At 63.6% G+C, this 24,195-nt stretch carries 28 protein-coding genes and 1 tRNA gene; 15 read left to right on the top strand and 14 right to left on the bottom strand.

Annotation, left to right across the window (positions count from 1 at the left end; all coding sequences use genetic code 11):
• Positions 1–7: 7 nt before the first annotated feature.
• From Q4G22_RS00440 to ribD, 3 genes are all read left to right on the top strand, one after another.
• The gene (locus tag Q4G22_RS00440; protein WP_303383930.1) at positions 8–430 is read left to right on the top strand and encodes a secondary thiamine-phosphate synthase enzyme YjbQ; all 423 of its coding nucleotides are present in this window, start codon (positions 8–10) and stop codon (positions 428–430) included.
• 99 nt (positions 431–529) lie between these two features.
• Positions 530–994: a transcriptional regulator NrdR gene (gene nrdR / locus Q4G22_RS00435; protein WP_303383929.1), complete on the top strand. Its 465-nt coding sequence runs from the start codon at positions 530–532 to the stop codon at positions 992–994.
• Between the two features lie 26 nt (positions 995–1,020).
• Positions 1,021–1,998: a bifunctional diaminohydroxyphosphoribosylaminopyrimidine deaminase/5-amino-6-(5-phosphoribosylamino)uracil reductase RibD gene (gene ribD, locus Q4G22_RS00430; protein WP_303384158.1), complete on the top strand. Its 978-nt coding sequence runs from the start codon at positions 1,021–1,023 to the stop codon at positions 1,996–1,998.
• Between the two features lie 66 nt (positions 1,999–2,064).
• On the opposite strand, the gene Q4G22_RS00425 is transcribed toward ribD, so the two are convergent.
• The 3 genes from Q4G22_RS00425 to Q4G22_RS00415 all read right to left on the bottom strand — a co-directional run bounded on the left by Q4G22_RS00425 (position 2,065) and on the right by Q4G22_RS00415 (position 6,558).
• Positions 2,065–4,059 carry a capsular polysaccharide biosynthesis protein gene (locus tag Q4G22_RS00425; RefSeq protein WP_303383928.1) on the bottom strand — a complete coding sequence of 665 codons (1,995 nt, stop codon included), beginning with the start codon at positions 4,057–4,059 and terminating at the stop codon, positions 2,065–2,067.
• A gap of 5 nt (positions 4,060–4,064) precedes the next feature.
• Positions 4,065–5,168 (bottom strand): polysaccharide biosynthesis/export family protein, encoded by a 1,104-nt coding sequence (locus Q4G22_RS00420; RefSeq protein ID WP_303384157.1) that lies wholly within the window; start codon positions 5,166–5,168, stop codon positions 4,065–4,067.
• A 130-nt stretch (positions 5,169–5,298) separates the two neighbouring features.
• Complete coding sequence (locus tag Q4G22_RS00415; RefSeq protein ID WP_303384156.1) at positions 5,299–6,558, bottom strand: capsule biosynthesis protein; 1,260 nt, start codon at positions 6,556–6,558, stop codon at positions 5,299–5,301.
• Positions 6,559–6,925: 367 nt separating this feature from the next.
• Between Q4G22_RS00415 and Q4G22_RS00410 the strand changes: the two genes are divergently transcribed.
• The 9 genes from Q4G22_RS00410 to Q4G22_RS00375 all read left to right on the top strand — a co-directional run bounded on the left by Q4G22_RS00410 (position 6,926) and on the right by Q4G22_RS00375 (position 13,385).
• Positions 6,926–7,513, top strand: a complete 588-nt coding sequence (locus Q4G22_RS00410; protein ID WP_303383927.1) for a riboflavin synthase — start codon at positions 6,926–6,928, stop codon at positions 7,511–7,513.
• Positions 7,514–7,539: 26 nt separating this feature from the next.
• Entirely contained in the window at positions 7,540–8,097 is a 558-nt protein-coding gene (locus tag Q4G22_RS00405; protein WP_303383926.1) for a hypothetical protein, read from the top strand.
• 68 nt (positions 8,098–8,165) lie between these two features.
• Positions 8,166–8,705, top strand: coding sequence for a tetratricopeptide repeat protein (locus tag Q4G22_RS15665; protein WP_368661452.1), 540 nt, complete (start codon positions 8,166–8,168; stop codon positions 8,703–8,705).
• A gap of 48 nt (positions 8,706–8,753) precedes the next feature.
• Entirely contained in the window at positions 8,754–9,872 is a 1,119-nt protein-coding gene (gene ribB / locus Q4G22_RS00400; protein ID WP_303383925.1) for a 3,4-dihydroxy-2-butanone-4-phosphate synthase, read from the top strand.
• Between the two features lie 3 nt (positions 9,873–9,875).
• Positions 9,876–10,427 (top strand): 6,7-dimethyl-8-ribityllumazine synthase, encoded by a 552-nt coding sequence (locus Q4G22_RS00395; protein ID WP_303383924.1) that lies wholly within the window; start codon positions 9,876–9,878, stop codon positions 10,425–10,427.
• On the top strand, positions 10,424–10,888 hold the full coding sequence (gene nusB, locus Q4G22_RS00390) for a transcription antitermination factor NusB (RefSeq protein WP_303383923.1): 465 nt from the start codon (positions 10,424–10,426) through the stop codon (positions 10,886–10,888). Before Q4G22_RS00395 ends, nusB begins: the two co-directional genes overlap by 4 nt.
• A gap of 76 nt (positions 10,889–10,964) precedes the next feature.
• On the top strand, positions 10,965–11,285 hold the full coding sequence (locus tag Q4G22_RS00385; RefSeq protein WP_303383922.1) for a hypothetical protein: 321 nt from the start codon (positions 10,965–10,967) through the stop codon (positions 11,283–11,285).
• A 399-nt stretch (positions 11,286–11,684) separates the two neighbouring features.
• Positions 11,685–12,557 (top strand): YdiY family protein, encoded by an 873-nt coding sequence (locus Q4G22_RS00380; RefSeq protein WP_303383921.1) that lies wholly within the window; start codon positions 11,685–11,687, stop codon positions 12,555–12,557.
• A gap of 372 nt (positions 12,558–12,929) precedes the next feature.
• A complete protein-coding gene (locus Q4G22_RS00375; RefSeq protein WP_303383920.1) occupies positions 12,930–13,385 on the top strand; it encodes an MmcB family DNA repair protein in 456 nt (151 codons plus the stop codon).
• Here Q4G22_RS00375 and Q4G22_RS00370 read toward each other — a convergent pair.
• A complete protein-coding gene (locus Q4G22_RS00370) occupies positions 13,366–13,593 on the bottom strand; it encodes a DUF6324 family protein (protein WP_303383919.1) in 228 nt (75 codons plus the stop codon). The genes Q4G22_RS00375 and Q4G22_RS00370 overlap by 20 nt on opposite strands.
• A 95-nt stretch (positions 13,594–13,688) precedes the next feature.
• Here Q4G22_RS00370 and Q4G22_RS00365 point away from each other — a divergent pair.
• Positions 13,689–13,765: transfer RNA gene (locus tag Q4G22_RS00365), tRNA-His, on the top strand.
• Between the two features lie 6 nt (positions 13,766–13,771).
• On the opposite strand, the gene Q4G22_RS00360 is transcribed toward Q4G22_RS00365, so the two are convergent.
• Complete coding sequence (locus Q4G22_RS00360) at positions 13,772–14,995, bottom strand: amidohydrolase (protein WP_303383918.1); 1,224 nt, start codon at positions 14,993–14,995, stop codon at positions 13,772–13,774.
• 65 nt (positions 14,996–15,060) lie between these two features.
• Between Q4G22_RS00360 and Q4G22_RS00355 the strand changes: the two genes are divergently transcribed.
• Positions 15,061–15,519 (top strand): DUF883 domain-containing protein, encoded by a 459-nt coding sequence (locus Q4G22_RS00355; RefSeq protein WP_303383917.1) that lies wholly within the window; start codon positions 15,061–15,063, stop codon positions 15,517–15,519.
• Between the two features lie 9 nt (positions 15,520–15,528).
• Positions 15,529–16,233, top strand: coding sequence for a phage holin family protein (locus tag Q4G22_RS00350; RefSeq protein ID WP_303383916.1), 705 nt, complete (start codon positions 15,529–15,531; stop codon positions 16,231–16,233).
• A gap of 31 nt (positions 16,234–16,264) precedes the next feature.
• Here Q4G22_RS00350 and Q4G22_RS00345 read toward each other — a convergent pair whose 3' ends face one another.
• The 9 genes from Q4G22_RS00345 to Q4G22_RS00305 all read right to left on the bottom strand — a co-directional run bounded on the left by Q4G22_RS00345 (position 16,265) and on the right by Q4G22_RS00305 (position 24,132).
• Positions 16,265–16,630 carry a hypothetical protein gene (locus Q4G22_RS00345; protein WP_303383915.1) on the bottom strand — a complete coding sequence of 122 codons (366 nt, stop codon included), beginning with the start codon at positions 16,628–16,630 and terminating at the stop codon, positions 16,265–16,267.
• A 52-nt stretch (positions 16,631–16,682) separates the two neighbouring features.
• A complete protein-coding gene (gene lhgO / locus Q4G22_RS00340; protein ID WP_303383914.1) occupies positions 16,683–17,885 on the bottom strand; it encodes an L-2-hydroxyglutarate oxidase in 1,203 nt (400 codons plus the stop codon).
• 82 nt (positions 17,886–17,967) lie between these two features.
• Positions 17,968–18,327 carry a DUF1850 domain-containing protein gene (locus tag Q4G22_RS00335; RefSeq protein WP_303383913.1) on the bottom strand — a complete coding sequence of 120 codons (360 nt, stop codon included), beginning with the start codon at positions 18,325–18,327 and terminating at the stop codon, positions 17,968–17,970.
• The gene (locus Q4G22_RS00330) at positions 18,324–20,432 is read right to left on the bottom strand and encodes a TRAP transporter permease (RefSeq protein WP_303383912.1); all 2,109 of its coding nucleotides are present in this window, start codon (positions 20,430–20,432) and stop codon (positions 18,324–18,326) included. The genes Q4G22_RS00335 and Q4G22_RS00330 overlap by 4 nt, the downstream gene beginning before the upstream one ends.
• Before the next feature lie 70 nt (positions 20,433–20,502).
• Positions 20,503–21,459 (bottom strand): TAXI family TRAP transporter solute-binding subunit, encoded by a 957-nt coding sequence (locus Q4G22_RS00325; protein ID WP_303383911.1) that lies wholly within the window; start codon positions 21,457–21,459, stop codon positions 20,503–20,505.
• A 117-nt stretch (positions 21,460–21,576) separates the two neighbouring features.
• Entirely contained in the window at positions 21,577–21,939 is a 363-nt protein-coding gene (gene grxD, locus Q4G22_RS00320) for a Grx4 family monothiol glutaredoxin (RefSeq protein ID WP_303362140.1), read from the bottom strand.
• A 33-nt stretch (positions 21,940–21,972) separates the two neighbouring features.
• Entirely contained in the window at positions 21,973–22,215 is a 243-nt protein-coding gene (locus Q4G22_RS00315) for a BolA family transcriptional regulator (RefSeq protein ID WP_303362139.1), read from the bottom strand.
• Positions 22,216–22,395: 180 nt separating this feature from the next.
• Complete coding sequence (locus tag Q4G22_RS00310; protein WP_303383910.1) at positions 22,396–23,217, bottom strand: universal stress protein; 822 nt, start codon at positions 23,215–23,217, stop codon at positions 22,396–22,398.
• A gap of 3 nt (positions 23,218–23,220) precedes the next feature.
• On the bottom strand, positions 23,221–24,132 hold the full coding sequence (locus tag Q4G22_RS00305) for a GntR family transcriptional regulator (protein ID WP_303383909.1): 912 nt from the start codon (positions 24,130–24,132) through the stop codon (positions 23,221–23,223).
• Positions 24,133–24,195: the final 63 nt, after the last annotated feature.

The following is a 24,195-nucleotide window of genomic DNA, read 5'->3' as shown; positions in this document are numbered from 1 at the left end:
TGACATCATGAACAGTATTTTCACCATTCAGACGCACGGCCCTGCCTGCCATGATTTTACCGCAGAGGTAGCGCGATGGCTGACCGGGCAGGGGGATGGTGTGCTGACGCTGTTGGTTCAGCACACGACATGCAGCCTGCTGATTCAGGAAAACGCCGACCCCGATGTGCAACGTGATCTGCTGCACTGGTTACGCCGGATTGCCCCTGATGCCGATGCGCCCGGCATGGGCTGGATCACCCACCGCATCGAAGGCGTGGACGATATGCCGGCTCATCTGAAGGCCGCCGTTCTGCCTGTCAGCCTGTCGATTCCAGTCCACAACGGGCACCTGTTGCTGGGCCGCTGGCAGGGCATTTACCTTGTCGAACATCGCCGCGCCCCGCAGCGGCGAAAGGTGGCGGCGATTTTTGCCCCGCTTTCCGGTTGAAATCCACCCCTCTGCATCTGGTGGTAGCGTATCCCGGCTACCCAAGCCGTGCCGCAGGGCCTATAGTGGTGGCGGATCGGGATTGACAGGGGACAAGGGATGCGCTGCCCGTTTTGCGGAAATATCGACACGCAAGTAAAAGACTCGCGTCCGGCCGAAGATAACGTTGCGATCCGTCGCCGCCGCTTTTGCCCGGCCTGTGCGGGCCGCTTTACCACCTATGAACGCGTCCAGCTGCGTGATCTGATCGTGGTTAAATCGAACGGCAAGCGTGAGGACTTCGACCGCGACAAACTGTCCCGTTCGATCCGCATCGCGATGCAAAAGCGTCCGGTCGAACCGGAACGGATCGACCAAATGATCTCGGGCATCGTGCGGCGGCTGGAAAGCTCGGGTGAAACCGACATCCCCTCGAAAGCCATCGGAGAGATCGTTATGGAAACCCTGTCCCGCATAGATAACGTCGCCTACGTCCGTTTTGCAAGTGTTTACAAGAACTTCCAGGATGCGGGCGATTTCGATAAGTTCGTGGCCGAACTCCGCCCCACGGTCCGCGAAGAGTGAACGTTCAGCCCGATGACCTGACCCATATGTCCCACGCGTTGCGCCTGGGGCGGCGCGGGCTGGGGAACGCATGGCCAAATCCGGCGGTTGGTTGCGTCCTGATCCGTAATGGCCGCGTGGTCGGGCGCGGTTGGACACAGCCGGGCGGACGGCCTCATGCCGAAACCATGGCTCTGGCGCAGGCGGGGCAAGCGGCGCAAGGGGCCGTGGCCTATGTCACGCTGGAACCCTGCGCGCATCATGGGCGAACGCCACCTTGTGCGGATGCGCTGATCGCGGCGGGCGTTTCGCGCGTGGTCACGGCGCTGACCGACCCTGACCCGCGCACGGCAGGCCAAGGGCACGCCCGGTTGCGGGCTGCGGGAATCGCTGTGACCGAAGGCGTCCGTGCCGATGCCGCCCGTGCCGACCAGATCGGATTTCTGACCCGTGTTACCCAGGGCCGCCCGATGCTGACGCTGAAACTGGCGACCAGCCTTGATGGCAGAATCGCCACGGCCTCGGGTGAAAGCCAGTGGATCACCGGGACGATGGCGCGCCAGCATGTGCAGATGCTGCGGTTTGGTCATGATGCGATCATGGTCGGTGGCGGCACGGCACGGGCCGACCGACCCAACCTCAACCTGCGCGGTCTCGGCCCGCAGCAGCAGCCGGTGCGCATCGTCGTGTCCGGCCAGCCGCTGCCGGAGCTGCCGCCCCAGGGGCCGGATCACGGTCCGCTGTGGCACGTCTCTGGCGATCCGGCGGCATTCATGGCGGAACTTGGCGCACGCGGCCTGACCCGTGTGCTGTGCGAAGGCGGCGGTGATCTGGCGGCGTGTCTGCTGCGCGCCGGAGTCGTGGATCAGATTGTGCTTTACAGCGCGGGCCTGATACTGGGTGCGGATGGGCGACCGGCCATCGGCCCGCTTGATGTGCAGCATCTGACCGATGCGCCACGTTATCACCTGATTGAAAACCGAAAAATCGGCCCCGACCTGATGCAAATCTGGCGCCGTGCCTGATCCGTCTTTCGTTTACAAATATCCTCGGGGGGAGCCGCGGAACGCGGCGGGGGGCAGACAGCCCCCCTAACGCCAGATCCAACTGTGCCCGGCCAGTGCCCCCTGAAGCTTGGCCAGCCATCGCAAGCCCGGCCCGGCAGCAGGCATGCCAAGGTCGGACAGCCGATCAATGGCCACCTCGGGCGGGCAGGGCAGGCGGTGGATCGGGTCGAAATATCGCGGATAGGCAATCAGACAGGCATAAGCCAGGGCAGCCAGATCAGGCCGCGCCCGGCGACGTTCGGGCACCGGGCCAAGGTCGCGGGTCAGCCCCCAACCTGCATAAAACGGCGCGCCCAATGTCACCACAGGCACCCCACGCAGCAACGCTTCAAAGCCAAGTGTTGAAGTGATGGTCCAGACCTCATCAACCGCCGCAATCAGGGTTAACGGGTCAGCATCGGCGGCCACCATGTCAGCAAGCCCGGCCAATGTCGTGGTGGGAATGCTGCCGGGGCGCAGGCCAGCCTCGACATCGGGGTGCGGCTTGTAAATGATCCGCGCGTCAAGGTTTTCGGCGCGCACCCGTGTCAGCAGCGCCAGATTGCTCGGTTCCGCGCCTGCGCCAAGGCGGATCGAGGCATCATCCTCGACCTGACCGGGAACCAGTATCCGGCGGCGGCCATCGCGTGGCGGCAAGACAGGCGCGGCGGCGGGTAGGTTGTATTTGCTCAACCCTGTGGCGACCAGTTGCGCGATCAGCCGGATCGCGCGATCCGCGCCGCCGGGCGGCGGATCGGCGGCGATCAACCGCTCCAGCCTGCTTTCGCGGGTCGGATCATAGTAAATACCGCAGTCATCCGCGACCAGTGACAGGGGGGGCACCAATGCGGCCCCCAGCCCGCGCGACCGCAGAAAACCATCCTCGACCCGGATGGCCTGCGGCACCGCAGCCGCCTTGCTGGCCCAAGCCAATGTCACCCGATCCGACGGCTGGCGGGCAAAGCGCACCCCCGCGCCATTGCCAAAGATGCGGGCGATGGCCGGGCGCTTCCACAGGCGCATCCCATAGGCCAGATGCCCACCGTGATCCTGGCGAAAGGCCCTGGCCTCGGCCTCGATCTGATCCAGCGCGCCGTGAAAATCGGTCAGCCGGTCGCGGCAAGGGTCATACCAGACGGGCGCCAGCAGGTGGCTGGCCGCGAACAGATCCTCACGCGTGGCCTGACCGCGCATGGGTGCGGTATCATCATCCGACAAGCCCCAGCCCGCATAGAATGGCGCGCCGAACAGACGGGGGCGATGCCCCGCCAGCAGCGCCTCGTATCCCAGTTGCGAACTGATGGCATAGACGGCGCAGGCATTTTCGACCAGCCACCACGGCGATACAGGGGCATCGCAAAATTCTTCGCCCGCGCGCAGATCATCGCGGGCCAGGTGGCCGGGGCGCAGACCGGCGGCGGTTTCAGGATGCGCGCGGACCACAATGCGCGCGCCGGGATGTTCGTCACGCGCGGCGTTCAGCATCCGCAGAAACTGCGCCCGCCCGGCCCCGCGCAGCGAGACATCGCCGCGCGTCTGGTCGATAACCAGCACATATCCCGGCGCGGGTCGATGCGCGTCGGGCAGATGGGCATTGTATTTCGACAGATCGGCGGCGCGCAGACGTTCCAACCCTGCGGCGGCATCGGCCTGATGCGGGATGGCCTGCGGGATCAGCATTTCAATCAGCGAGGGATGCGTCGGGTCGAAATGCAGCCCATGCGGATCAATCAGCAGGCCAATCGGTCCGCGCCGGGCCAGCGGGCCGTGCGCACGCCCCGCCAGGATCGACCGCAGAAAGGCATCCTCGACCGTGACAATCTGTGCACCGCGCCGCGCCGCGATGGCACGCCCGCGCCATGCCGTGGGTGAGGCCCCCCAGATCGCCACGTGATCGCCGGGACCGGGCAGTCCCGTGGTCAGCCGCCATCCCGCCAGCGTCAGGATGCGGCGCAGGCGGGGCTGGGTCCAGAATCCGGCGTTGAAAGCAAACAGCCGCCGAGGGTGATCCCCGGCGGCTGCGTTATGTGATGCGGTCATGCGCGTCAGTTGCCGATACTGCTCAGACGATCTGCGGTGGTGGCGCTGCCGGTAATGGCCGACAGCGTTTTGTTCCACTGAACATAGGGCGCTTCGGTCACATAGATGGTGTCGCTGTCGCGGATGATGAAATCGCGCGCCAGGAACAGACCGTTGGGCCGCGTCAGATCCAGCACATAGGCGATCCGCTGCGAACCAAAGACCGGCTTGCCCAGCACACGGCTGGCCACCGATTCCGGCTCGTCGCGCAGAACAAAGACGCCGGTCGGGTCAGCAAGGTTCGAGTTCAGACCACCGACCATGGCAATCGCCTCGACCGCGTTGATCTGTTCGTTGCCCAGCGGCACCTTGGTCTGGCCGCCCAGCGCGCCAAGGGCGGTAAAGCTGCGCTGATCTTCCTCGACCAGAATGATGTCGCCGGGGCGCAGGGCGATGTCGTTCGAGCTGCTGCCATACAGATCGCGCAGCCAGACGCGGCCACTGTCGCTGCCACGCTTGACCGTGACGACGGCGATTTCGGGTTCGATGGCCACACCGCCCGCGCGCGCCAGCATGGCCGACAGGGTGCGGGTCGGGCGTTCGATCGGATAGACGCCCTGGCTCATCACCTTGCCCATGACCGATACGGTTGCGCCGTCGCCCGCCATACGGGTCACGGTGACTTGCGGATCGGGGGTCTGGGCCGACAGGCGCGAGGTGATCGACTGGCGCAGCTGTTCCGGCGTGCTGCCCGCAGCGCGCACGCGTCCGGCATAGGGCACGAAGATATAGCCCTGACTGTCCACCTGAATTTGCTGCAATTGCGTGGCGCTTTGACCCAGGCCAGCCAGCAGGCCGTCATCGACGTTTTCCCAGATGCCCAGGCCCAGCACGTCGCCCGCGCGGATTTCATCGGCGCCAACCGCCCCCGCTGTCTGGAACGAGCGCGAAAAACCATAGGACGGCGCGAAATTAGCGGCGCGGGTGACATGATCGTTGACATAGATCACATGGGTATTGCCGCCCCGTTCGACCGAGCCGCCAAAGATTTCATTCTTGTTCGGGCCAGATCGGGGCAGCGCGCAGGCCGCGACCAGCGTCAGTGCGGCAAGGGCCGCAAGGCGCATCATGTTGCGCGAAAGGTTAAACTTCACCTCGGTAATCTCCTGTCCCGTCGTGATTCCCGCTTGGGCGGGTTTTTATGACACAATCCGTTGCAAAATACCCAAGTTATCGTGGTGACGCCACTGTTTTGGCCGGTTACGCGTCTCGCAAGGCGATTTGTTGCCTTAATGCCGCCCGCCCGTTCGCCAGCGTTTCATACGGATCGTCATCCATCAGAATCAGATCGCTGATGATGCGCAGGGTATGGCTGCGGGATCGCGCCGCGTAAAAGCCCCCCGGCACCTGACTGGTTTGCAGCAGATAGCTGCGGTAAATGCGATAGGCCTCGCGGTCGGGGCGGGCGGGGTTGCGGATGAATTCGGCCAGCGACTGATCCGAGACCAGCCCCGGTTTGTCATACACGGCACGCCCCAGCGCCTTGACCGGCAGGCCGCGCCACAGCGCCTGTTGGGCTGCCGTGGAATTGACGGTCAGGACCGCCCGCGCCTGCGTCAGCAGCGAGGCCAGCTTGCCGCCGCGGACGAAATGCACCCTGTCTTCGATCCCCAGCAGATGCGCCTGTTCGCGGATGGCCGCGATGATACGGCCGCGCCCATCCTCCAGCGGGTGGGCCTTGAAGACGATCCGGTGATGGCGCGGCGCATGTGTGGCAAATTCGCGCAGACACAGGTCGGTAAAGTCGCGCTGCCGTTTAAAGGGCGAATGGGCCTGGAAATTGCTGTCATGTTCCAGTTGCAGCAGCACCAGAACAAACGGCCAGCCCCCGCCGTTGATCGAACGTACGGCCCGCATCCGCAGCAGCGCATTGACCGGGGACAGCAGAAGGCGGCGCAGATGCAGCCGGAATTCGTCGAAAACCGGGATGGCGCGATGGCTGCGGAACTGCCGGAACCGCCGGTTCGCGACCAGAATCATAAAGTGATACAGCGCGCCATAGAATTTATGTTCGCGCATGTCGCCCCAATGCGCGGGCGGGCGCGGCACCTCGTCTCCGGCATCGGCCAGCGTGGCGCGCATTTCGGGGATCGGGATATTCATCAGCGCCGAATGGCCGTTCGATCCGCCGCGTTCGTAGCTGATCCAGAAGGGGCGAAGATAGCCTTCTTCGAACACATGCAGGCGCAGGCCACGGCGGGCGGCCAGTTCGCGCGCCGCCGCATGGGCCGGGCGCACATCGCCATACAGCACGATGTCGGTGATGTCCTTGTCGCGCACGATCTGCGCCAGCCGGGCGGGCCATGCGGCAATCGGGTCGGTAAAGGGGATGAAATGCGCCCGGTCGCGCCAGAAAAACGCGTCGCCCGCATTAAAGCCGACCCGCCACACCGTGGCCCCCGCATCGCGCAGCAACCCGCCAAGGCGGTTAAAGAACGGCCCGTGTGGCCCCTGCAACATCAGGAACCGCCGCTGAGACGGCGCCTGCCCCAAAGGGGCGGCGGTATCAGGGAAACGGACGATCTTTTCGAACATAAGCTGCCCAGACAACAACAACATGGCCAACGGGATGGCCGGCGACGGAAAGCCCGGCCGACAGATGCTGATGGCGGGACAGGTTTGCAAATTTCACGGGCAAAAGGGTGGCGCGACCCGGAACCTTTTGCCTGTGTTCGTCTGATCTCATACAATCCTTAAAAAATCCATAATCATCAAAGACTCAACCTGTCTTTTCCGCAGGGCAGGGGCCATTACACCGGCTTGCGTCCGCGCGGGCGATGGCCTAGGCCAAGGCTGACACCTGCCGGGACGGGAAAAAGGGGAAGGCATGTTCACCGGAATCATCACCGACATCGGCACGCTACGCGCGGTGGATCAGCGCGGCGATATGCGGGCGCGGATCGCCTGCGCCTATGACATGGCAGGCGTCGATCTGGGCGCATCCATCGCCTGCGACGGCGTATGCCTGACCGTGGTCGCCAAGGGCGATGACTGGTTCGACGTGGATATTTCCGCGGAAACTCTGTCAAAAACCAATCTGGGCGCATGGGCCGACGGGCATCGCGTCAATCTGGAACGCGCGTTGCGTGTGGGCGACGAACTGGGCGGCCATATCGTCAGCGGCCATGTCGATGGCGTGGCGCGGATCGTGGACATCCGTCCCGAAGGCGACAGCCTGCGCCTGACCTTTCAGGCCCCCGATGCGCTGGCGCGGTTCATCGCGCCCAAAGGCTCGGTCGCGCTGAACGGCACCTCGCTGACCGTGAACGAGGTGGACGGCAACCGTTTCGGCATCAATCTGATCCCGCACACGCGTGAGGTAACGAATTGGGGCGCGGCGGCGGTCGGCGATGCGGTCAATCTGGAAATCGACACGCTGGCCCGTTACGTCGCGCGATTGGCCGAGGCGGGTTAACTGCGTATATAAGCAAACGATAAGCGATGAGCGGAAACGGACATAATCGCGGCCCCGATCTGAACGGCGCAAGCTGGCGCAGCCATTGCTGGCGGGTGGCGCGGGCCGAACTGCTGGGGCCGCGTTTGCCGGTAGAGGTGGTTCGGACACGGGTGGCGCGGGCCAAGGCGCTGGGATTGGACTATCGCACCTATGCCGGGGTGCGTGCGACGACCGGGCGCGATCTGGTGGCGTTTCTGTTCTCCTCGAATGGGCTTGGCGTGTTTCGGGATGGCCGTGCGTTGGCCCCGGACCGCGCTGCAAAGCTGGCCGATCTGGCGGCTGCCCGCCACCTTGGTGCCGCGCCGGGCCTGAACGCCGCAGCCTTGGGCGCGCAGATTGGCGCGGCATCAGCCCGCGCCTTGCCGCCTTTCGGCACCAGTTGGGGTGCGATGCGCACCGAGATGAAGGGCTGGCTGGCGTCGCAGGGCTTGCCCGGCGATGCGGTGCTGATGATCGGCGAAACCGACCACGAGGCCGAGATGATGGCCGCAGGCGGTCTGGCCGGGTTTGTCACGGGACAGCGATATTTTGCGGCGGGGTAGAGAAAAAGTAAATTTTTCCTTGCGCTTATGCGAACAACCTTACCTTGATATGAGGTTGTGAATGCCGGATTGGGTGGCCGATTTGGTTCGCGGCTTTCCGGGCGATCCAGAACATCGGGATTGTTCTGACGCCGTTTCTGCGTTTCCCGGTTGGTTTATTTCGGCAAGGCCAGCAGAGCGATGCCGCGTCCCGGCATCGCGAGACGCTGGATATTACCAAGGCGACCATCGGCAAGCAGAATCCGAATGACGCGACCCACCTGCACCGCCTCGCCGTCCTCTGCGATGACATGTCGCGCTTTGCCAAGGCCCGGCCGCTGATGGCCAAGGCGCTGGCTATCAGGACGCAGGCGATCCCCCGATCATCCCGACATTGCCCAAACCCGCACCAGGCTTGCTGCCATCCGCGCTGTCCTTGTCCGCAGCCCCGCAACCCACCGCACGCCCCGTTAACCCCCACCGAGCGTTGCGTCTGCCTGTGTACAGCTTGTGTACGGCCCGTGCACATCCGGTGTACAGATTGTGCAGCCCTTAACCCGGCAATTGCAGCGATAACCCGCGTCACGCAACATTCCTTAACCGCACCCCACCGTGCGTTGCCTCTTTAACCCCGCAACAGCGGGTGTTAATCACCCCCAAGGCTAAAGGGGGCACCCATGCAATATGAACAACCCGGCCCGGTCGAGCGTGATCTGGCCGATGTGATCTCGCCGGTCGAGGACATCATCAACGACGCCCGCAATGGCCGCATGTTCATTCTGGTCGATCACGAAGACCGCGAGAATGAAGGCGATCTGGTCATCCCCGCGCAGATGGCCACGCCCGAGGCGATCAATTTTATGGCGATGCACGGGCGCGGGCTGATCTGTCTGTCGATGCCCGGCAGCCGGATCGACGCGCTGGGTCTGCCGCTGATGTCGGCCAAGAACTCCAGCCGGCACGAGACCGCTTTTACCCTGTCGATCGAGGCGCGCGAAGGCGTGACGACCGGCATTTCCGCCCATGACCGCGCCCGCACCATCAGCGTGGCCATCGACCCGACGCGCGGGGCCGCCGACATCGCGACGCCGGGCCATGTGTTTCCGCTGCGCGCCCGCGAGGGAGGCGTTCTGGTCCGCGCCGGTCATACCGAAGCGGCGGTGGATATTGCGCGGCTGGCCGGGCTGAATCCCTCGGGCGTGATCTGCGAGATCATGAACGAGGACGGCACCATGGCGCGGCTGCCCGATCTTATTGGTTTTGCACAGAAACACGGGCTGAAAATCGGCACCATCAGCGACCTGATCGCCTATCGCCGCCGCCATGACAATCTGGTCAGCCAGCGGTCGCAATCCAGCGTCACCAGCCGCTTTGGCGGCGAATGGGATATGCGGGTGTTCAGCGACGTGACGCAGGGGGCCGAACATATCGTGCTGATAAAGGGCAGCCTGACCGCCCCCGGCCCGATGCTGGTGCGGATGCACGCGCTGGACCCGCTGCATGATGTGCTGGGTATCGGGCGCGAAGCTGCCGGTGATCTGTCCATCGCGATGGAGGAAATCGCGCGTGAGGGGCGCGGCGTCGTGGTGCTGATCCGCGATCTGTCGCCCGCGTTGCCCCGTCCCGGAGAGGTGGGGGCGCATACGCTGCGCAACTATGGGCTGGGGGCGCAGATCCTGTCGGCGCTGGGCCTTTCGGATCTGATCCTGCTGACCAATTCCGCCCCGGTGAAGGTTGTCGGGCTTGACGCCTACGGGCTTTCGATCCATTCAACCCGTCCGATTCCCAAGGAATAAGCCATGGCCGCCAGCATCGAACATCACCAGCTTGACCTGCCGCGTTTCGACAGCCCGGTGCGGCTGCTGATCGTGGTGGCGCCCTATTACAAGGCGATTGCCGCTGATCTGGTGGCCGGTGCGCAGGCGGTGGCAGCCCAGGCGGGGGCGGTCTGTGATGTGGTTCAGGTGCCGGGCGCGCTGGAAATTCCGCCCGCCATCGGGCTGGCCGCGCGCCATGCCGATTATCACGGCTTTGTCGCGCTTGGCTGTGTCATCCGGGGCGAGACGACGCATTATGATACGGTTTGCAATGACAGCTCGCGCGGGTTGATGGAGCTGGGGCTGCAAGGCCATGCCATCGGCAACGGTATTCTGACGGTGGAAAACGTGACCCAGGCCGAGGTGCGGGCCGATCCCGCCGGGCAGAACAAGGGCGGCGGGGCCACCGCTGCCGCGCTGCATCTGATTGCGCTGCAACGGCGCTGGACCGCCCGCCCCGCGCGCGAGGTGCTGCGCGCCGATCATGATCCGGTGCGGCTGGCCGGTGCGATAGACGGAGGGGACACCGTATGACGCCCCCTGTCGACAAGCGCGCCCGCAGCGCCGCCGCACGGCTGTATGCGGTGCAGGCGCTGTTCCAGATGGAAGCGGCGGGCATATCCGCCGACCGCGTGATGCGCGAGTTCGAGGATTGGCGCATCGGCGTCGAAGATGAAGACGCCCCCTCGCCCGAGGCGGATTCCAACCTGTTCCGCCGTCTGGTCGATGATGCCGTCACCTGGCAATCCAAGGTCGATCAGGCCACCGATCATGCGCTGGTCGCCAAATGGCCCATCGACCGCATCGACCCGGTGCTGCGCGCGCTGTTCCGTGCAGCGGGGGCCGAACTGGTCACGCCGGTGACTCCGCCCAAGGTGGTTATCACCGAATATGTGCGGCTGGCCGAGGCGTTTTTCCCAGAAGGGCGCGAGCCGAAATTCGTGAATGCGGTGCTGGATCATATGGCGCGCCAACTGCGCCCCGAAGCGTTCTGAGGCGGCGCAAGCTGCCTCTGGTCGCGGCGGGCAAACATGCTATCATCGGCAGCAATCCTTGCCGGGGAAGCATGTCATGCCCAAGCTCGTCCGCCTTTATATCACCCATGTCCTGATCGGCTTTGCCATCGCGATTGCCTTTACGGCGCTGCTGATCGGGCTGAACGTCGCCAACTTGCAGCATCTGGTCCTGAATGTCCGGGGTGGCTGGCTGGCGGTGATTCTGCTGATCGTGTTCAACACCATCGTCTTTGGCGGCGTGCAGTTTGCTATCGCTGTCATGCGCATGGCCGAACCGGAAACGCCGCCGCGCGGCGGTTTGCGTCAGCATTTGTTTATCCGACCGGCGCTGATCCGTGCCAAGGTCGAGTCGAAACACACTGCGCGGCGTTCCTGATCTGTGTTGATTAACCATTGGCCGTGTCGATTATGCAACAGAGGCGCGGTCAGAAGGTGAAAAAATAATTGCTCAAAATATAGGCAGACAAAGCTGTTCACGCTAAACTGCAACATTCCGACGGGATCAACTCTTGGTTGATATGCTATAAGTTGCTGAAATAACATTGAGTTTCTCGCTGTCGGCAGCGGTTCCATAATGGGTTTGTAAGATTTCGTGTCGGCTGAAATCCGCCGTTGGGGGTGATGTGTCTGCATATGCGCCTTTGACGTGTGCTGAATGATGCTGGCCAACCCTCTTAACGATCCCCGCGCATCGGATTACGTCTGCCGGGCAAGGATATTCCGGCTCGGGTATTGGGTCGGGTAACCGCAAGAAACCTTCCTCATGAGGTGTAAAATGAAAAACATCGCTTCTCTCGCCGGCGCTTCGGCCATTCTGGTCGCTCTGTCCGTTCCTGCTTTCGCTCAGTCGGAAATCGCCACTGGTGCCAACGCTGCTGGTATCACCTCGATCAACGAAGCCATGACCGATGTCGAAGACGCGGTTCGTGACGACTTCGCCCGTTCGCAGGACCGTGACCGCTTTGGTCCGGCTGATCGCCGTCAGGGCCTGTTTGGCTCGGTCGCGCTGACCTATGCCGGTTCCTCGGGCAACACCGACGAGCAGGACTTCGCTCTGGCCGCCCGCCTGAACTACAATGAAGGTCGCTGGGCACAGTCGCTGGGTATGCTGCTGGAATTCGGTGAAAACACCGAAGGCACCAAGGACAAAGAAGAAACCTACGTCATCTATGATGGCCAGTATTACTTCGATGACCGCCTGTATGGTTTCGTTCTGGGCCGTCTGAGCACCGACGCTCTGGCCGAAGGCGACAACCTGCGTCGCGACGGCTTCCTTGGCTTTGGTCCGGGTTACCGCGTTCTGAACACGCCGGACACCACCTGGCGCGTGCAGGCCGGTGTTGGTATCCGCTACACCGCGACCGCCAACCAGCGTGACGGTCTGGCCGACGAAAGCTCGACCACCGAAACCGGTTACATTCTGGCTTCGCGCTTCTACCACCGCTTCAACGAGAACGTCTTTGTCACCAACGACACCGACATTCTGTCGTCGAGCGATGCTGGCGACGCGATCACCAACGAGCTGGGTCTGAACCTGCGCATGTCGGACGCTTTCGCGACCCGCGTGTCCTACACCACCGAATACCAGTCGGAGCGTGAAATCCGCACCGACAACAAACTGGGTGTTTCGCTGGTTTACGGCTTCTGATCCAACCGGATCGGATCTGAACGGGGGCGGCCTTCGGGTCGCCCTTTTTCATGCGCTGCGGGCGGATATGAAAAACGCCGCCCCGCAGGGCGGCGTTTTCAGGTGGCGGGAACCGTAGCGACCGCGGCGGCAACAGATTTCCCGAAAGCCTGACTAATCAGGTGGGCGCCGGGTAACATAGCCAGGGCCATGACAGAGCCAGCCCCCTCGGAAAATTTATAGGCCAGTGGAAAAAAGGCCGCACGCGAGAAGAACAGAAACCCGCCGGGTTTCCAAGATAGGCACGGCGGTGAAGGTTGCAAGGCCCTATACGCATTTAGACAAACAGCAAGCGACTTGTGTTTTGTTTTTGGTTTGTTCATGGTTGCGCGCATGGATCAGGTTTTGCCTTTGATGCCCGGACAGCGGCTGGCGCGGGGGGCGGCGCGGTTGCTGCGCAGTCTGGATCATGCGGTTCTGGCCGAATTCGTTCCCGCGCGCGGGCTGCGCGTCGATCTGATGAGCCTTGGTCCAAAGGGAGAGATCTGGATCGTCGAATGCAAAAGCTGCCGCGCTGATTTTGCGGGGGATCGCAAATGGGGCGGCTATCTGGATTGGTGCGACCGATATTTCTGGGCCGTGGATGCCGATTTTCCGGTTGATCTGTTACCGCCTGATACCGGGCTGATTCTGGCCGATGCCTATGGCGCTGACCTGACGCGAATGCCGCCGGAAACCCGGCTGGCAGCGGCGCGGCGCGGCCGGATCACCCGCGATTTTGCCCGTGCGGCGGCGTTGCGCCTGCACGGGGCGGTCGATCCTGCTGTTATCAGCGACGGGGGCCTTTAGATTTGCCGGCGGGTGCCGGGGCGTCCATGCTGCGGGCGGCTTCGGCGGCGGCGGCCAGTTCTTCCGCGATTTCCAGTGCTTCGTCGGGATCGAAATCCAGCGGCAGTTCAATGCCGCCCTCGGCCTCGACATAGATGCGGACCATGCCCTGATCGGTGGGGCCGATTTGCAGGTTGGCGGCAATGTCGCTTTGCTTGTTGATGCTCATGGCTTGTTCCTTTTGCACTCTGCTTAACGTGCCTGAAAATTCCCGGCAAGTCGGGCTTGCATCGGCGCGCGCGGCGGTTTATTCAGCCGCCCTGTGCCGCCTTAGCTCAGTTGGTTAGAGCGCTAGATTGTGGATCTAGAGGTCCCCCGTTCGAGCCGGGGAGGCGGTACCATCCCCCTTAGTCCAGAAGATCGAACAGCACCCGGCGCATCAGGCGCAGGCCGACCGGGATCAGCGCGTCGGGAAAGTCGTAATCCGGGTTATGCAGCGCAGGGCCATCGCCCGCCCCCAGCAGCACCATCGCCGATCGCACCCCGGCGCGGCCAAAGCGGCCGAAATCTTCGGATGCGCGCATCGGCAAGTCGGCGCTGGAATGGATGATCCCCTCGGCGTCCAGCGCGTCTTGCAGGATCAGCGTGGCGCGCGGGTCATTGATGCAGGCGGGGAAGATGTCGTCATGGCTGATCGTCAGGCCCAGCCGATGCGCGTCGGCGGTTTGCCGGGCGATGGTCTCGGCCTCGGCCACCAGCGTGCTCATACCGTCATCGTCGCGGCTGCGCAGCGTCACCCATAGTTCGGCATCACCCGGCGCAACGCCAAAGGTCGCATCGCCAAGGCGGGCATGGGTCACGGTCGCCAGCCGGAAAGCGGCGTCTTGCGGGCCGCTGCCTTGTGACAGCGCGCCAAGCGCCGGGATCAGCGCGGCCAGTGCCGGGGCGGGGGAAATGCCGTTGTCGGGCTGGCTGGCATGGGCCGTGCGCCCGCCGAGCCGCAGCCTCACCCCGCGCGAGGCGCAGTTGGCCACCCCCGGCGCAATCCGCGCATGACCCAGCGGCACGCCGGGCATATTGTGGATCGCAAAGGCGTAATAGGGCGCGATCTGCGGCCAGCGCGGATCAGCGATGACAGCCGCTGCACCCGCGCCGTTTTCCTCGGCCGGCTGAAATAACAGGATGATACGGCCGCGTGCGGGCCGCCGCGCGCCGACCAGCGCCGCAACCCCGGCCAAGATCGCCATATGCCCGTCATGGCCGCACATATGTGCCTTGCCCGGCAGGGTGCTGCGATACGAGATGGTGGATTGTTCTTGGATCGGCAGAGCGTCCAGTTCGGCCCGCAGCATCACTGTGGGGCCGGGGGCGGCACCACGCCAGATCGCGGCAACCCCGTGGCCGCCCAGACCTGTCAGCAGATCGTCGGGCTTGGCGGCACGCAGCACCTCGGCGATCAGGGCGGCCGTGTGCCTCTCGTCGCCGGACAGATCGGGGGTGCGGTGCAGCCGCTGCCGCAGAGCTGTCAGCGTGTCGATCAGCCCGCCGTCACCGGGCTGATCGACATGGGGCAGGGCCTGATCCGATTCGGCCCACAGGCTGAGATTTTGCAAATATTTATCGCATGTCATGGAACAATCCCGCCTCGCCCCTTGTTCTTTCCCCGACAACCTATTGCAGACTAAGGAGTGCTGCCATGTCCAATCATGACAAGACCGCCGAAGACCTGAAAAATGATGCCCGCGAAACGGCGCGTGATGTGCGCGATGCCGCGCGTGAAACCGCTGATGATGTGAAGGCTGGTGTCAGCCGTCTGGCATCCGACGCCCGCAGCAAGATCGACGAACTGACGGGCAATGACGCCGTGTCGCGCCTGAAGGATAAGGGTCAAGAGGCGCTGGATCAGGCCCGCGAGGTTGGCCGCGAATATGCCCATATGGCTCGCGAGACCGGCGAAGAATATGCCGCCATCGCCCGCGACAAGGCGCATCATCTGTATGAGGAAGGCCGCCGTCACGCGGGCGAGGCCGCTCATTACGCCGAAGAACGCTATGACGAACTGTCCGAACTGGTCCGCCGCAAACCGGCGCAGGCCCTTGGGATCGCGGCGGGTGTCGGCTTTTTGATCGGTCTGGTTCTGGCTGCGCGCCGGTAAGGATCGGTCATGTTCGATTACGCGCGCAATATGAAGCTGGCGCTGGAGGACACGGCACGGCGGACGGCCATCAAGGCGGCCGCCGGGGTTGTGATCGCCGTCGGCGCCGGATTTCTGCTGGCCGCGCTGTGGAGCTTTCTCGCCACGGATCTGGGGTGGGGGTCGACCATGGCCTCGCTGGCGGTGGGTGGCGGATTTGTCGTGATGGGTATTCTTGTGATGCTGGTTGCGGGTAAGGTGCGTCATCAGCCGCCGACCACGGATGACCTAAAAGCCGAGGTCGAGGCGCGGATCAACCTTGCGGCGGATGCCGCCATGAATCGCGCCCAGGCCGAGGCCGCCCGTTTCGCCGATATGGCCGAAAATCGGGTGCATTCGCTGATCGACCGCGCCAGCTATCAGGCCAGCAAGGTCGTGGGGGATGCGGAACGCAGCGCCTATGGTTTTGCCCGCAATACGGCCCGCAGCGTGGGCCTGACGGCGGAAAACCTGAACACAGCGCAGGAAAAGGCCGATGAGGCGCGGCGCATGGCCCGTGATGCCAGCCACAAGGTCAGCGCGGCGGCAAACACCAATGCGGGCAGCATGGCCAAGCTGGTGGGCGCGCTGGCGGTGGGGGTGGCCCTGGCTTCCAAGGTGCAGGATTGGCGTCGCCGTGATGATGCGCCTGACCCGGAATGGTATGACGATCCCTATGACGACCGGCGTTATTGATGATGCAAGGCGGCCCCTTTTGGGGGCTGTCTTATTCTGGGGAGACCCGGTTCAGCCGCTCGACCAGTTCACGCAGATCGCGGTTTGAAAAGGGCGAGGGCAGGCGGTCGTAACCCCGGCCTGTTACGGCATCTTCGGGATCGGCGTCGTCGCGCAGGACGATCCGCCCTTGCACACGCTGCGCCAGATCGTCCAGTCCGCTGCCATCCAGATCAGCCAGGGCCAGCTTGGTGATGAAGATGGTGCCGTCCGCAGGCTGATTATCGTTCAGATCAGCAATTTCGCGCAATTCCTGCACATGGCATCCGGGGCTGGCAAGTTCCAGCCCGGCGCGCATGTCCGAGGCGATGAACAAGTCTCGCTCGATAATGCAAAAGGAAAGCGGCAGCCGTGTCATATATGCAATCTGAACGGCCTGCCGTCACCGCTCAACAGAATTTTTGTTTATTCTACAACTGGTTCAGGATGTGAGCCGCAATCGGGAATGCCGATGTTGCCGCGGGTGAGGGCGCATTGCAGACATGCAGCGTGCGCGGCGTGCGGGCGAACAGGAAATCGTCGATCAGCCGACCGTCTGCGGCAACTGCCTGCGCCCGGATGCCGGGGCGATAGGGGGTCAGATCCGCCAGCCTGATTTGTGGGCAGTAACGGCGAACCTTTTGCAAATACAGCCGCCGCGACAGCGACCCGGCCAGTTCTGATGCGGCGGGGCCGGCATTGCGCCACAGCATCCGCCAGAATCCCGAAAAAGCCAGCGCATCAGTCAGATCGCGCGGGCTTAGGCGGATTTTGCTGTAACCATCCCGTGCCCCGACCAGCACCGCGTTCGGGCCGACGGTAAAGCCTCCGTCCAGTTTGCGGGTCAGGTGGACGCCGAGAAACGGCCGTTCGGGGTCGGGCACGGGATAGATCAGATGCCGCACCAGATCGGGCGGCTGGTTCAGGATACGGAAATATTCGCCGCGAAAGGGAATGATGCGGAAATCGGGTGCGGTTTCCGGGCACGCGCCGAATTGCCGCGCCATCCGGTCGGCCCATAATCCACAGCAGAATACGACGCGCCCGGCGGTCAGCGGTCCGTCGCTGGTCGTCAGCCGCACATCCTGCGCCGTTTCGGTTCCGCCGGTGACGGTAACGCCGCTGCGAATGACGCCGCCCGCCTGAACAATCCGTTCCGCCATCCGTCGCGCGATGGCCCCGAAGTCGGTGATCCCGGTCGCGGGAGAGATCAGCGCCGCTGTGACCTGGATGTTCGGTTCCAGCCGTCGGGCCTCGTCTCCGCTGACCGGGGCGATGTCGATGCCGTTGGCGCGGGCGCGTTCCAGCAGCGCCTGCATCCGGGGAATTTCGGTTTCTGTCGTGGCGACGATCAGCTTGCCGCAGGTGTCGTGGCGGATGTCCTCCGCGTCGCAAAAGGCGCGCGTCGCCTCGGCCCCTTCGCGGCAGAACCGTGCCTTGAGACTGCCCGCAGGGTAATACACCCCGGCATGAATCACCCCGGAATTGCGCCCGGTCTGATGGCTGGCAAGCTGGTGTTCCTGTTCCAGCACCAATACCCGCGCCGCAGGGTCGCGCTGCTGCGCCTCGAACGCCGTGGCAAGGCCAAGGATGCCGCCACCGACAACGACCAGATCGGGATGCAAATGCGTCATGGGTATTTATCCATGCATGAAACAGCGGGCTTCTTGTTTTTGCAAAGACCCGTTGCGGCGGTGGGGCAGGGAATGCGTCTGGTCATGGGCACGGCCTGATGTCGATGGGATCGCTGGCACTGGTGCCGATGACCTGACAACGGTTGCCGTCGCACAAGCGCCAGTCGCCGCCGGTTGCGCCCGATGCCGCCAGCAGCAGCGCGGGTTGCGGCGGCAGATCTGGCGACCAGACCCACCAGCCGTTTTGCAATTGCGCGCCCGCTCCCGGCTCCATCCCTGCGCCCGATCCACGCACGGCGGCGCGGGTCAGGTGCAGCTTGCCGCCTTGGATCCGCCAATCCTCGCGCCAGCCGGAGCGTTCGACGGAATGGGTCCATTCCAGTTGAAAACCGGCGCCACCCAGCATCAGCATGGTGGCGCCGACCATCAGGCAACCGCTCATGCCGTCGCAGCGCGCGATTTCAGACCGCGCCACCACAGTACGGCCAGAATGGCGGCCAGTGCAAAACCAACCTCATCGGTGATGGCCATGGCGGCGATCAGGGTAAAGGCGGCGATCATGGCCAATGCCCGCATCCAGACCGGCAGCGGATAGGCCAGCCAGCCGACCACGGCCACCCCCCACAACGCGATGGACAGCACGCATTTCACCACGATGTAGATCACCGCAGGCAGAAACCCGATGGCTTGGGCCAGCGGCCCGCCCGATTGCAGCATCAGCGCGGGCGTATAAACCGCCATGAACGGGATCACGAAACCGGCCGCCGCGATCTTGATCGCCTGAAAGCTGATCTTCAGCCCGCTTTCCCGCGCAATCGGCGCGGCGGCGAAACAGGCCAGCGCGACCGGCGGGGTCAGATCGGCCAGAATGCCGAAATAGAACACGAACATATGGCTGACGATCAGCGGCACGCCCAGTTCATACAGCGCCGGTCCGGCAATGGACGAGGTAATGATATAGTTCGGGATCGTGGGGATGCCCATGCCAAGGATCAGGCAGGTTATCATGGTCAGGATCAGCGACAACAGCAGGCTGCTTTCGCCGACGCCAACGATGAAGATGCCGAATGTGTTGGCCGCGCCGGTCAAGGTCATCGTGCCGATGATGACGCCGACCAGCGCACAGGCGATACCGACGGGCAGGGCGGTCTTTGCGCCCTCGGCCAGACTGTCGATCACCTGCCCGATGGTCAGCCGCCCCTGTGCCGACAGCACGGCGACAACGATCAGCCCCACCACGCCATACCACAGCCACACTTCGGACACGCGCATCAGCGCCGCTGCCAGCAGGCCCAGCCCGACCCAAAAGATCACCCGGATCACCCCGGCAGGCAGGCCCAGCACGATCGAGGCGCCAAGGATCAGCATCATCGTCAGCGCAAGGCCGACCGTGCCCGCGAACAGCGGCGTAAAGCCTGAAAACAGCAGCCAGACCAGCACCGCCAGCGGCAGGATCAGATACCACCCCGCCTTGAGCGCCCCAAGCGCCGAGGGCAGTTGATCGCGCGACATGCCGCGCAGGTTCATGCGCCCAGCCTCAAGATGCACCATCCAGAAGGCGCTGGCGAAATACAAAATGGCGGGGATGATCGCGGCTTTGACGACCTCAAGGTAAGGAATGCCCAGCGTCTCGGCCATGATAAAGGCGACCGCGCCCATGACCGGCGGCATGATCTGTCCGCCCATGGATGCCGTCGCCTCGACCCCGCCCGCAAAGGCGGGGCGATAGCCAAAGCGTTTCATCAGCGGGATGGTGAACTGCCCGGTGGTAACGACATTGGCCACGCCAGACCCCGAAATCGTCCCCATCAGCCCGGATGACACCACCGCCACCTTGGCCGCGCCGCCCATGCGATGCCCGACCAGACCCAGCGACACATCGGTGAACAGCCGGATCATCCCGGCCTTTTCCAGAAACGCCCCGAACAGGATGAACAGAAAGATATAGGTCGAACTGACATAGGTGGGGATGCCGTAAATCCCCTCGGTGCCAAAGGACATATGCGTGATGACCTGCCAGAAGTCATAGCCGCGATGGTTCAGCGGCCGGGGCAGGTATTCGCCAAAGAAGCAGTATCCCAGAAACAGCCCGGCGATGATCGGCAGCGCCGGACCCATGATGACCCACGCGGCGGCGAACACCACGATCAGCGCGATCGACCCCATAATCAGGTCCATCTGGTTCGGGTCGCCCTCGCGGAAGATCAGGTCGCGGTATTCGATCCACTGATAGGCGGCAACAGCGACGCCTGCCAAAGCCAGCGCCCAGGCCAGGGCGCGCAGTGGCAGCGCCGACTTGTGCAGCGCGGCCATCAGCGGAAATGTCAGCGCGGTCAGAAAACCGACATGGACAGCACGCAGGATCTGGCTGGGCAGATCGAACAGATGCGCCGCCGAACCGATCTGGAATAGCGAAAAGGCAACGGCCAGCCAGAACAGAACTTTGCCCTGCGTCGTCGCGGGAAAACTGTCGGCCAGCGGATCGTGAATGCCCAGATCGGGATTGCCCGCAGGCGCGGGATGCAGTGATTCGGTCGGCTGGCTCATGGATGTTCCCTGTTGTCGTTATGATTGGCGGGGCTGTGGGCCAGCCCGCGCCGGATTTAACGCGACGCGCTTATTCGGTCGCAACCCCTTGTTCGTCGTAATACCGCTTGGCGCCCGGATGCAGCGGAACCGACATGTTCTGCGCAGCGGTTTGCAGGTCGATGGCCTCGGCTGCCGCATGGGCGGTTTTCAGGGCGGCGGCATTTTCGAACAGGGTTTTCGTCATCTGATAGGCAATTTCTTCATCTACATCCTCATGCGAGATCAGAAAGTTGATGACGGTGACGGTCGGCACGGTATCGGCCTGCCCGTCATAGGTTCCGGCCGGGATCTCGCCCGCGGCATAGGGTGCACCCAGCTTTTCGGCGATGTCTGCCGGAACGGCCACGACCTGCACCGGAACCGAGGTTGCCAGGTCTTTCAGCGAGGCGACGCCAAGCCCAGCCGATTGCAGCGTCGCATCAAGCTGACGGTTTTTGATAAGCTCGACCGATTCCGCGAAGGGCAGATATTCGACCTTGCCCAGATCGTCATAGCTCATCCCGGCGGCGTTCAGAATCGTGCGGGCGTTCAGCTCGGTGCCCGAACGCGGCGCGCCGACGGACAGGGATTTGCCCTTCAGATCCTCAAGCGTTTTGATGCCCGATGACTGGCTGGCAACGATCTGGATATAGTTGGGGTAAATCGCCGCGATGCCGCGCAGCTTGTCCAGCGGCGCGCGGAAGCCTGCCTCGGGGTCGCCCTCGGCGGCCATTTTCACGGAATCACCCAGCGAAAAGCCGATTTCGCCGCGGCCCTGTTGCAGCAGGTTCAGGTTTTCCACGCTGGCCTTGGTCGCCTGCACCTGCACCCGCACATCGGGAATATTTTCCGAATAGATGCGCGACATGGCCACACCCAGCGGGTAATAGACACCCGAGGTGCCGCCGGTCAGCACGTTGATAAAGGTTTCGGCCTTGGCGGTCAGGGGCGTTACGGCCAGTGCGGCACCAAGGGCGGCGGCGGCCAGCCGAAAGCGGGTTGTCATGTGTTCTCCTCCTGTTGGTCAGTCTCTGTGACCTTAAGAGTGAACACGAGATCGGTCAAAGCACAACTGACCGAAAGTCAGGTCGGGGCGCCTGCCGTCGAAGCAGGCGCCGCTTTATCAGGCATTCGCCTCGCGGATGCGGTCGGCGGCCTCTTTGTCGTAAGAGACGCCCTTTTGATCGAACAACTGGTCCAGCTCGCCCGAGAGGGTCATTTCGGTCACGATGTCGCAGCCGCCGACGAATTCGCCTTTGACGTAAAGCTGCGGGATCGTCGGCCAGTCGGAAAAATCCTTGATGCCCTGACGGACGCCTTCATCGGCCAGCACGTTCACGTCGCGGTAATCGACGCCCATATAGTTCAGCACCCCGGCCACGCGGCTGGAAAAACCGCATTGCGGCATTTCCTTGGTGCCCTTCATGAACAGCACCACGTCATTGCCATCGACAGTCTCGCGGATCTGCGCCTGCGCATCGCTCATTTTTCGGTTGTCCTTGTGGTTGATCGGGCCGGATCAGTCCGGCGCCTTGGTGGTCAGGGCCAGCGCGTGCAATTCGCCACGCGACCCGTCCATCTTGCCCTGCAACGCGGCGTAGACGGCCCGCTGCTGTTGAACGCGGTTCTGGCCACGGAAGCTTTCGTCAATCACCTCGGCGGCAAAATGGTTCCCGTCGCCTGCCAGATCGGTGATCGTGATCTGCGCATCCGGGAACGCCGCACGGATCAGAGCCTCAATATCATGCGCTTCCATAGCCATGGCACGTCCTTTCACTGTCTCCCTTGATGTAGGGGATGCAGGGAAGTGCCGCAAGGTCGCGCAAGCAAAGCTGTGTTGCTGCGGATGTCCCGGCGGCTGCGAGGCTGCCGGGGTCATTTGTTGCAGCCCCAATCCTGCGGGGCAGGGGGTGGCCGGGGCAAGACTGTGCCCCGGTGTTGGTCAGTGCGACATCAGCACCGGCAGGGGTGCGCGCTCAAAGATGTCGCGCGTCACGCCGCCCAGCAGATCTTCGGTGAATTTGCTGTGTTCATATGCCCCCATGACCAACAGCCCGACGCCGGTTTCAAGGCAGGTGTCGATGATGGTCTGGCCGGTGCCGCCCGACCCGTGCGGGCGGATGACCAGTTCGGCGTCGATGCCATGCCGCTCCATCAGGCGCATCACATCCGCGCCGTAATCGGCGGGCAGGTCTTCCCCGATGCCGATCAGGATCACGCGATCCTTGGTGCCCAGAATATGCATCGCATCGGCCAGCGCCCGTGCCGCAGCACGCTTGCCGTCCCACGCGACGGCGGCCGATTCGATGATCGACGGCGCGTCATAGGTCGAGGGCACGACCAGCACCGGGCGACCGCTGCGCAGCGCCACCACATCGGGGCGCACGCCGAAATCATGCGCCTGTTTCGGGTCGGTCGCGCTGCCGATGACCACGATGTCATGGCCGCGCGCGATCTCGGTGATGCTGCGATCACGGGTGCCATACGCCTCGAAATGCGTTTCGCCGGTCAGCCCGGCCTGCGCGACGGCGGCTTCGAATGCGTCACGGCGCTCGGCGATGAAATCGGCTTCATAGCCATCAAGGATCTTGTCGATCTCTGGCGTCAGAAAGGCACCCGCGCGGCGGCGCATCGGGTTGTCGGGCACCCAGACCGCAGCGGTCAGGCTGGCATCGTATTTCTGCGCCATCTGGATCGACATGCGCAGCGCGGCAGGGCCGCCGCCGTTGCCGGTATAGTTGGTCAGAATACTGCGAATGGTCATCTCTCACTCCTCCGGTGCGGGTATCGTTTCAGTCGGGGCGCTGCGCAGATGCGCGGCCTTGAGGGGCACAAGTGCGATCAGATGCGCGCGCAAATAATCCGCAGCATCCGCGTTCTTGCCCGCCAGCACAAGCTGCAACAGATGCACATGTTCCACGCAGCGGTCACGGGCGATGTCGCGGTCCAGCATCTGGCCATAGTCGAACAGACGGCGCAGCCGGTCTGCCCGGCGCAGCGCGTCGATCAGGAACAGGTTGCCGCTGCATTCCATCAGCGTTTCATGCATGCCGCTGTTCAGGTCAAACAGCCGCGCGTCGCTGACCGTCCAGATGCCGCCATCGACCAGCCATTTCTGCTGTGCCAGCCGCTGCTCCACCGCCGGGCGGTTCAGGACAAAACGTGGCTCCAGCAGGCCCTGCGGCTCGATCAGCTGCCGAAAGCGATAGCTGTCGCGATAGCTTTCCAGCGAGGTCAGCACCGGCAGAAAGGCCCAGCCATGACCCGGCAATCGCTCGATCCAGCCTTCCTGCGACATGCGCCGCAGCAGGCGGCCCAACTGGCCGCGCGTCAGATCATAGCGGCGCAGGAATTCGCTTTCGGTGATCCGTTCCGGCAGGCGTCCCTGCACACGGTCGCGGGCGATGGTCAGGTAAAGCTGTTCGTCCGGGTCCGTCGCCGGTTGCCGGTCTGACAGCGCCCTGGCCGCATCGGGGTCGATAATCTGATAGCCGCTGCGCTCGGACGCCTCTAACACGCCAGCTGTCTCAAGCTGCTTCATTGCCGCGCGGACCGGGGATCGTGAGACGCGGAACTGTTCGGCCAGCCGCCGTTCCGTCAGCCGGTCACCGCGACGCAGGTTTTCGGCGCGGATATACACCGCGATTTTGGTGACAAGAGTATCGGCAAGGCTGGTCAATTCAGGGCCGTCCTTTTCGGCCCTTCATGGCAGGTTCCGGGTAAATTGCCAAGATTGGTTTTT

The organism is Paracoccus sp. (in: a-proteobacteria) (assembly GCF_030538655.1).
Classification (GTDB): domain Bacteria; phylum Pseudomonadota; class Alphaproteobacteria; order Rhodobacterales; family Rhodobacteraceae; genus Paracoccus.
Note: the sequence above shows the minus strand (reverse complement) of the source record. Positions and strands in the feature narration are given on the sequence as shown.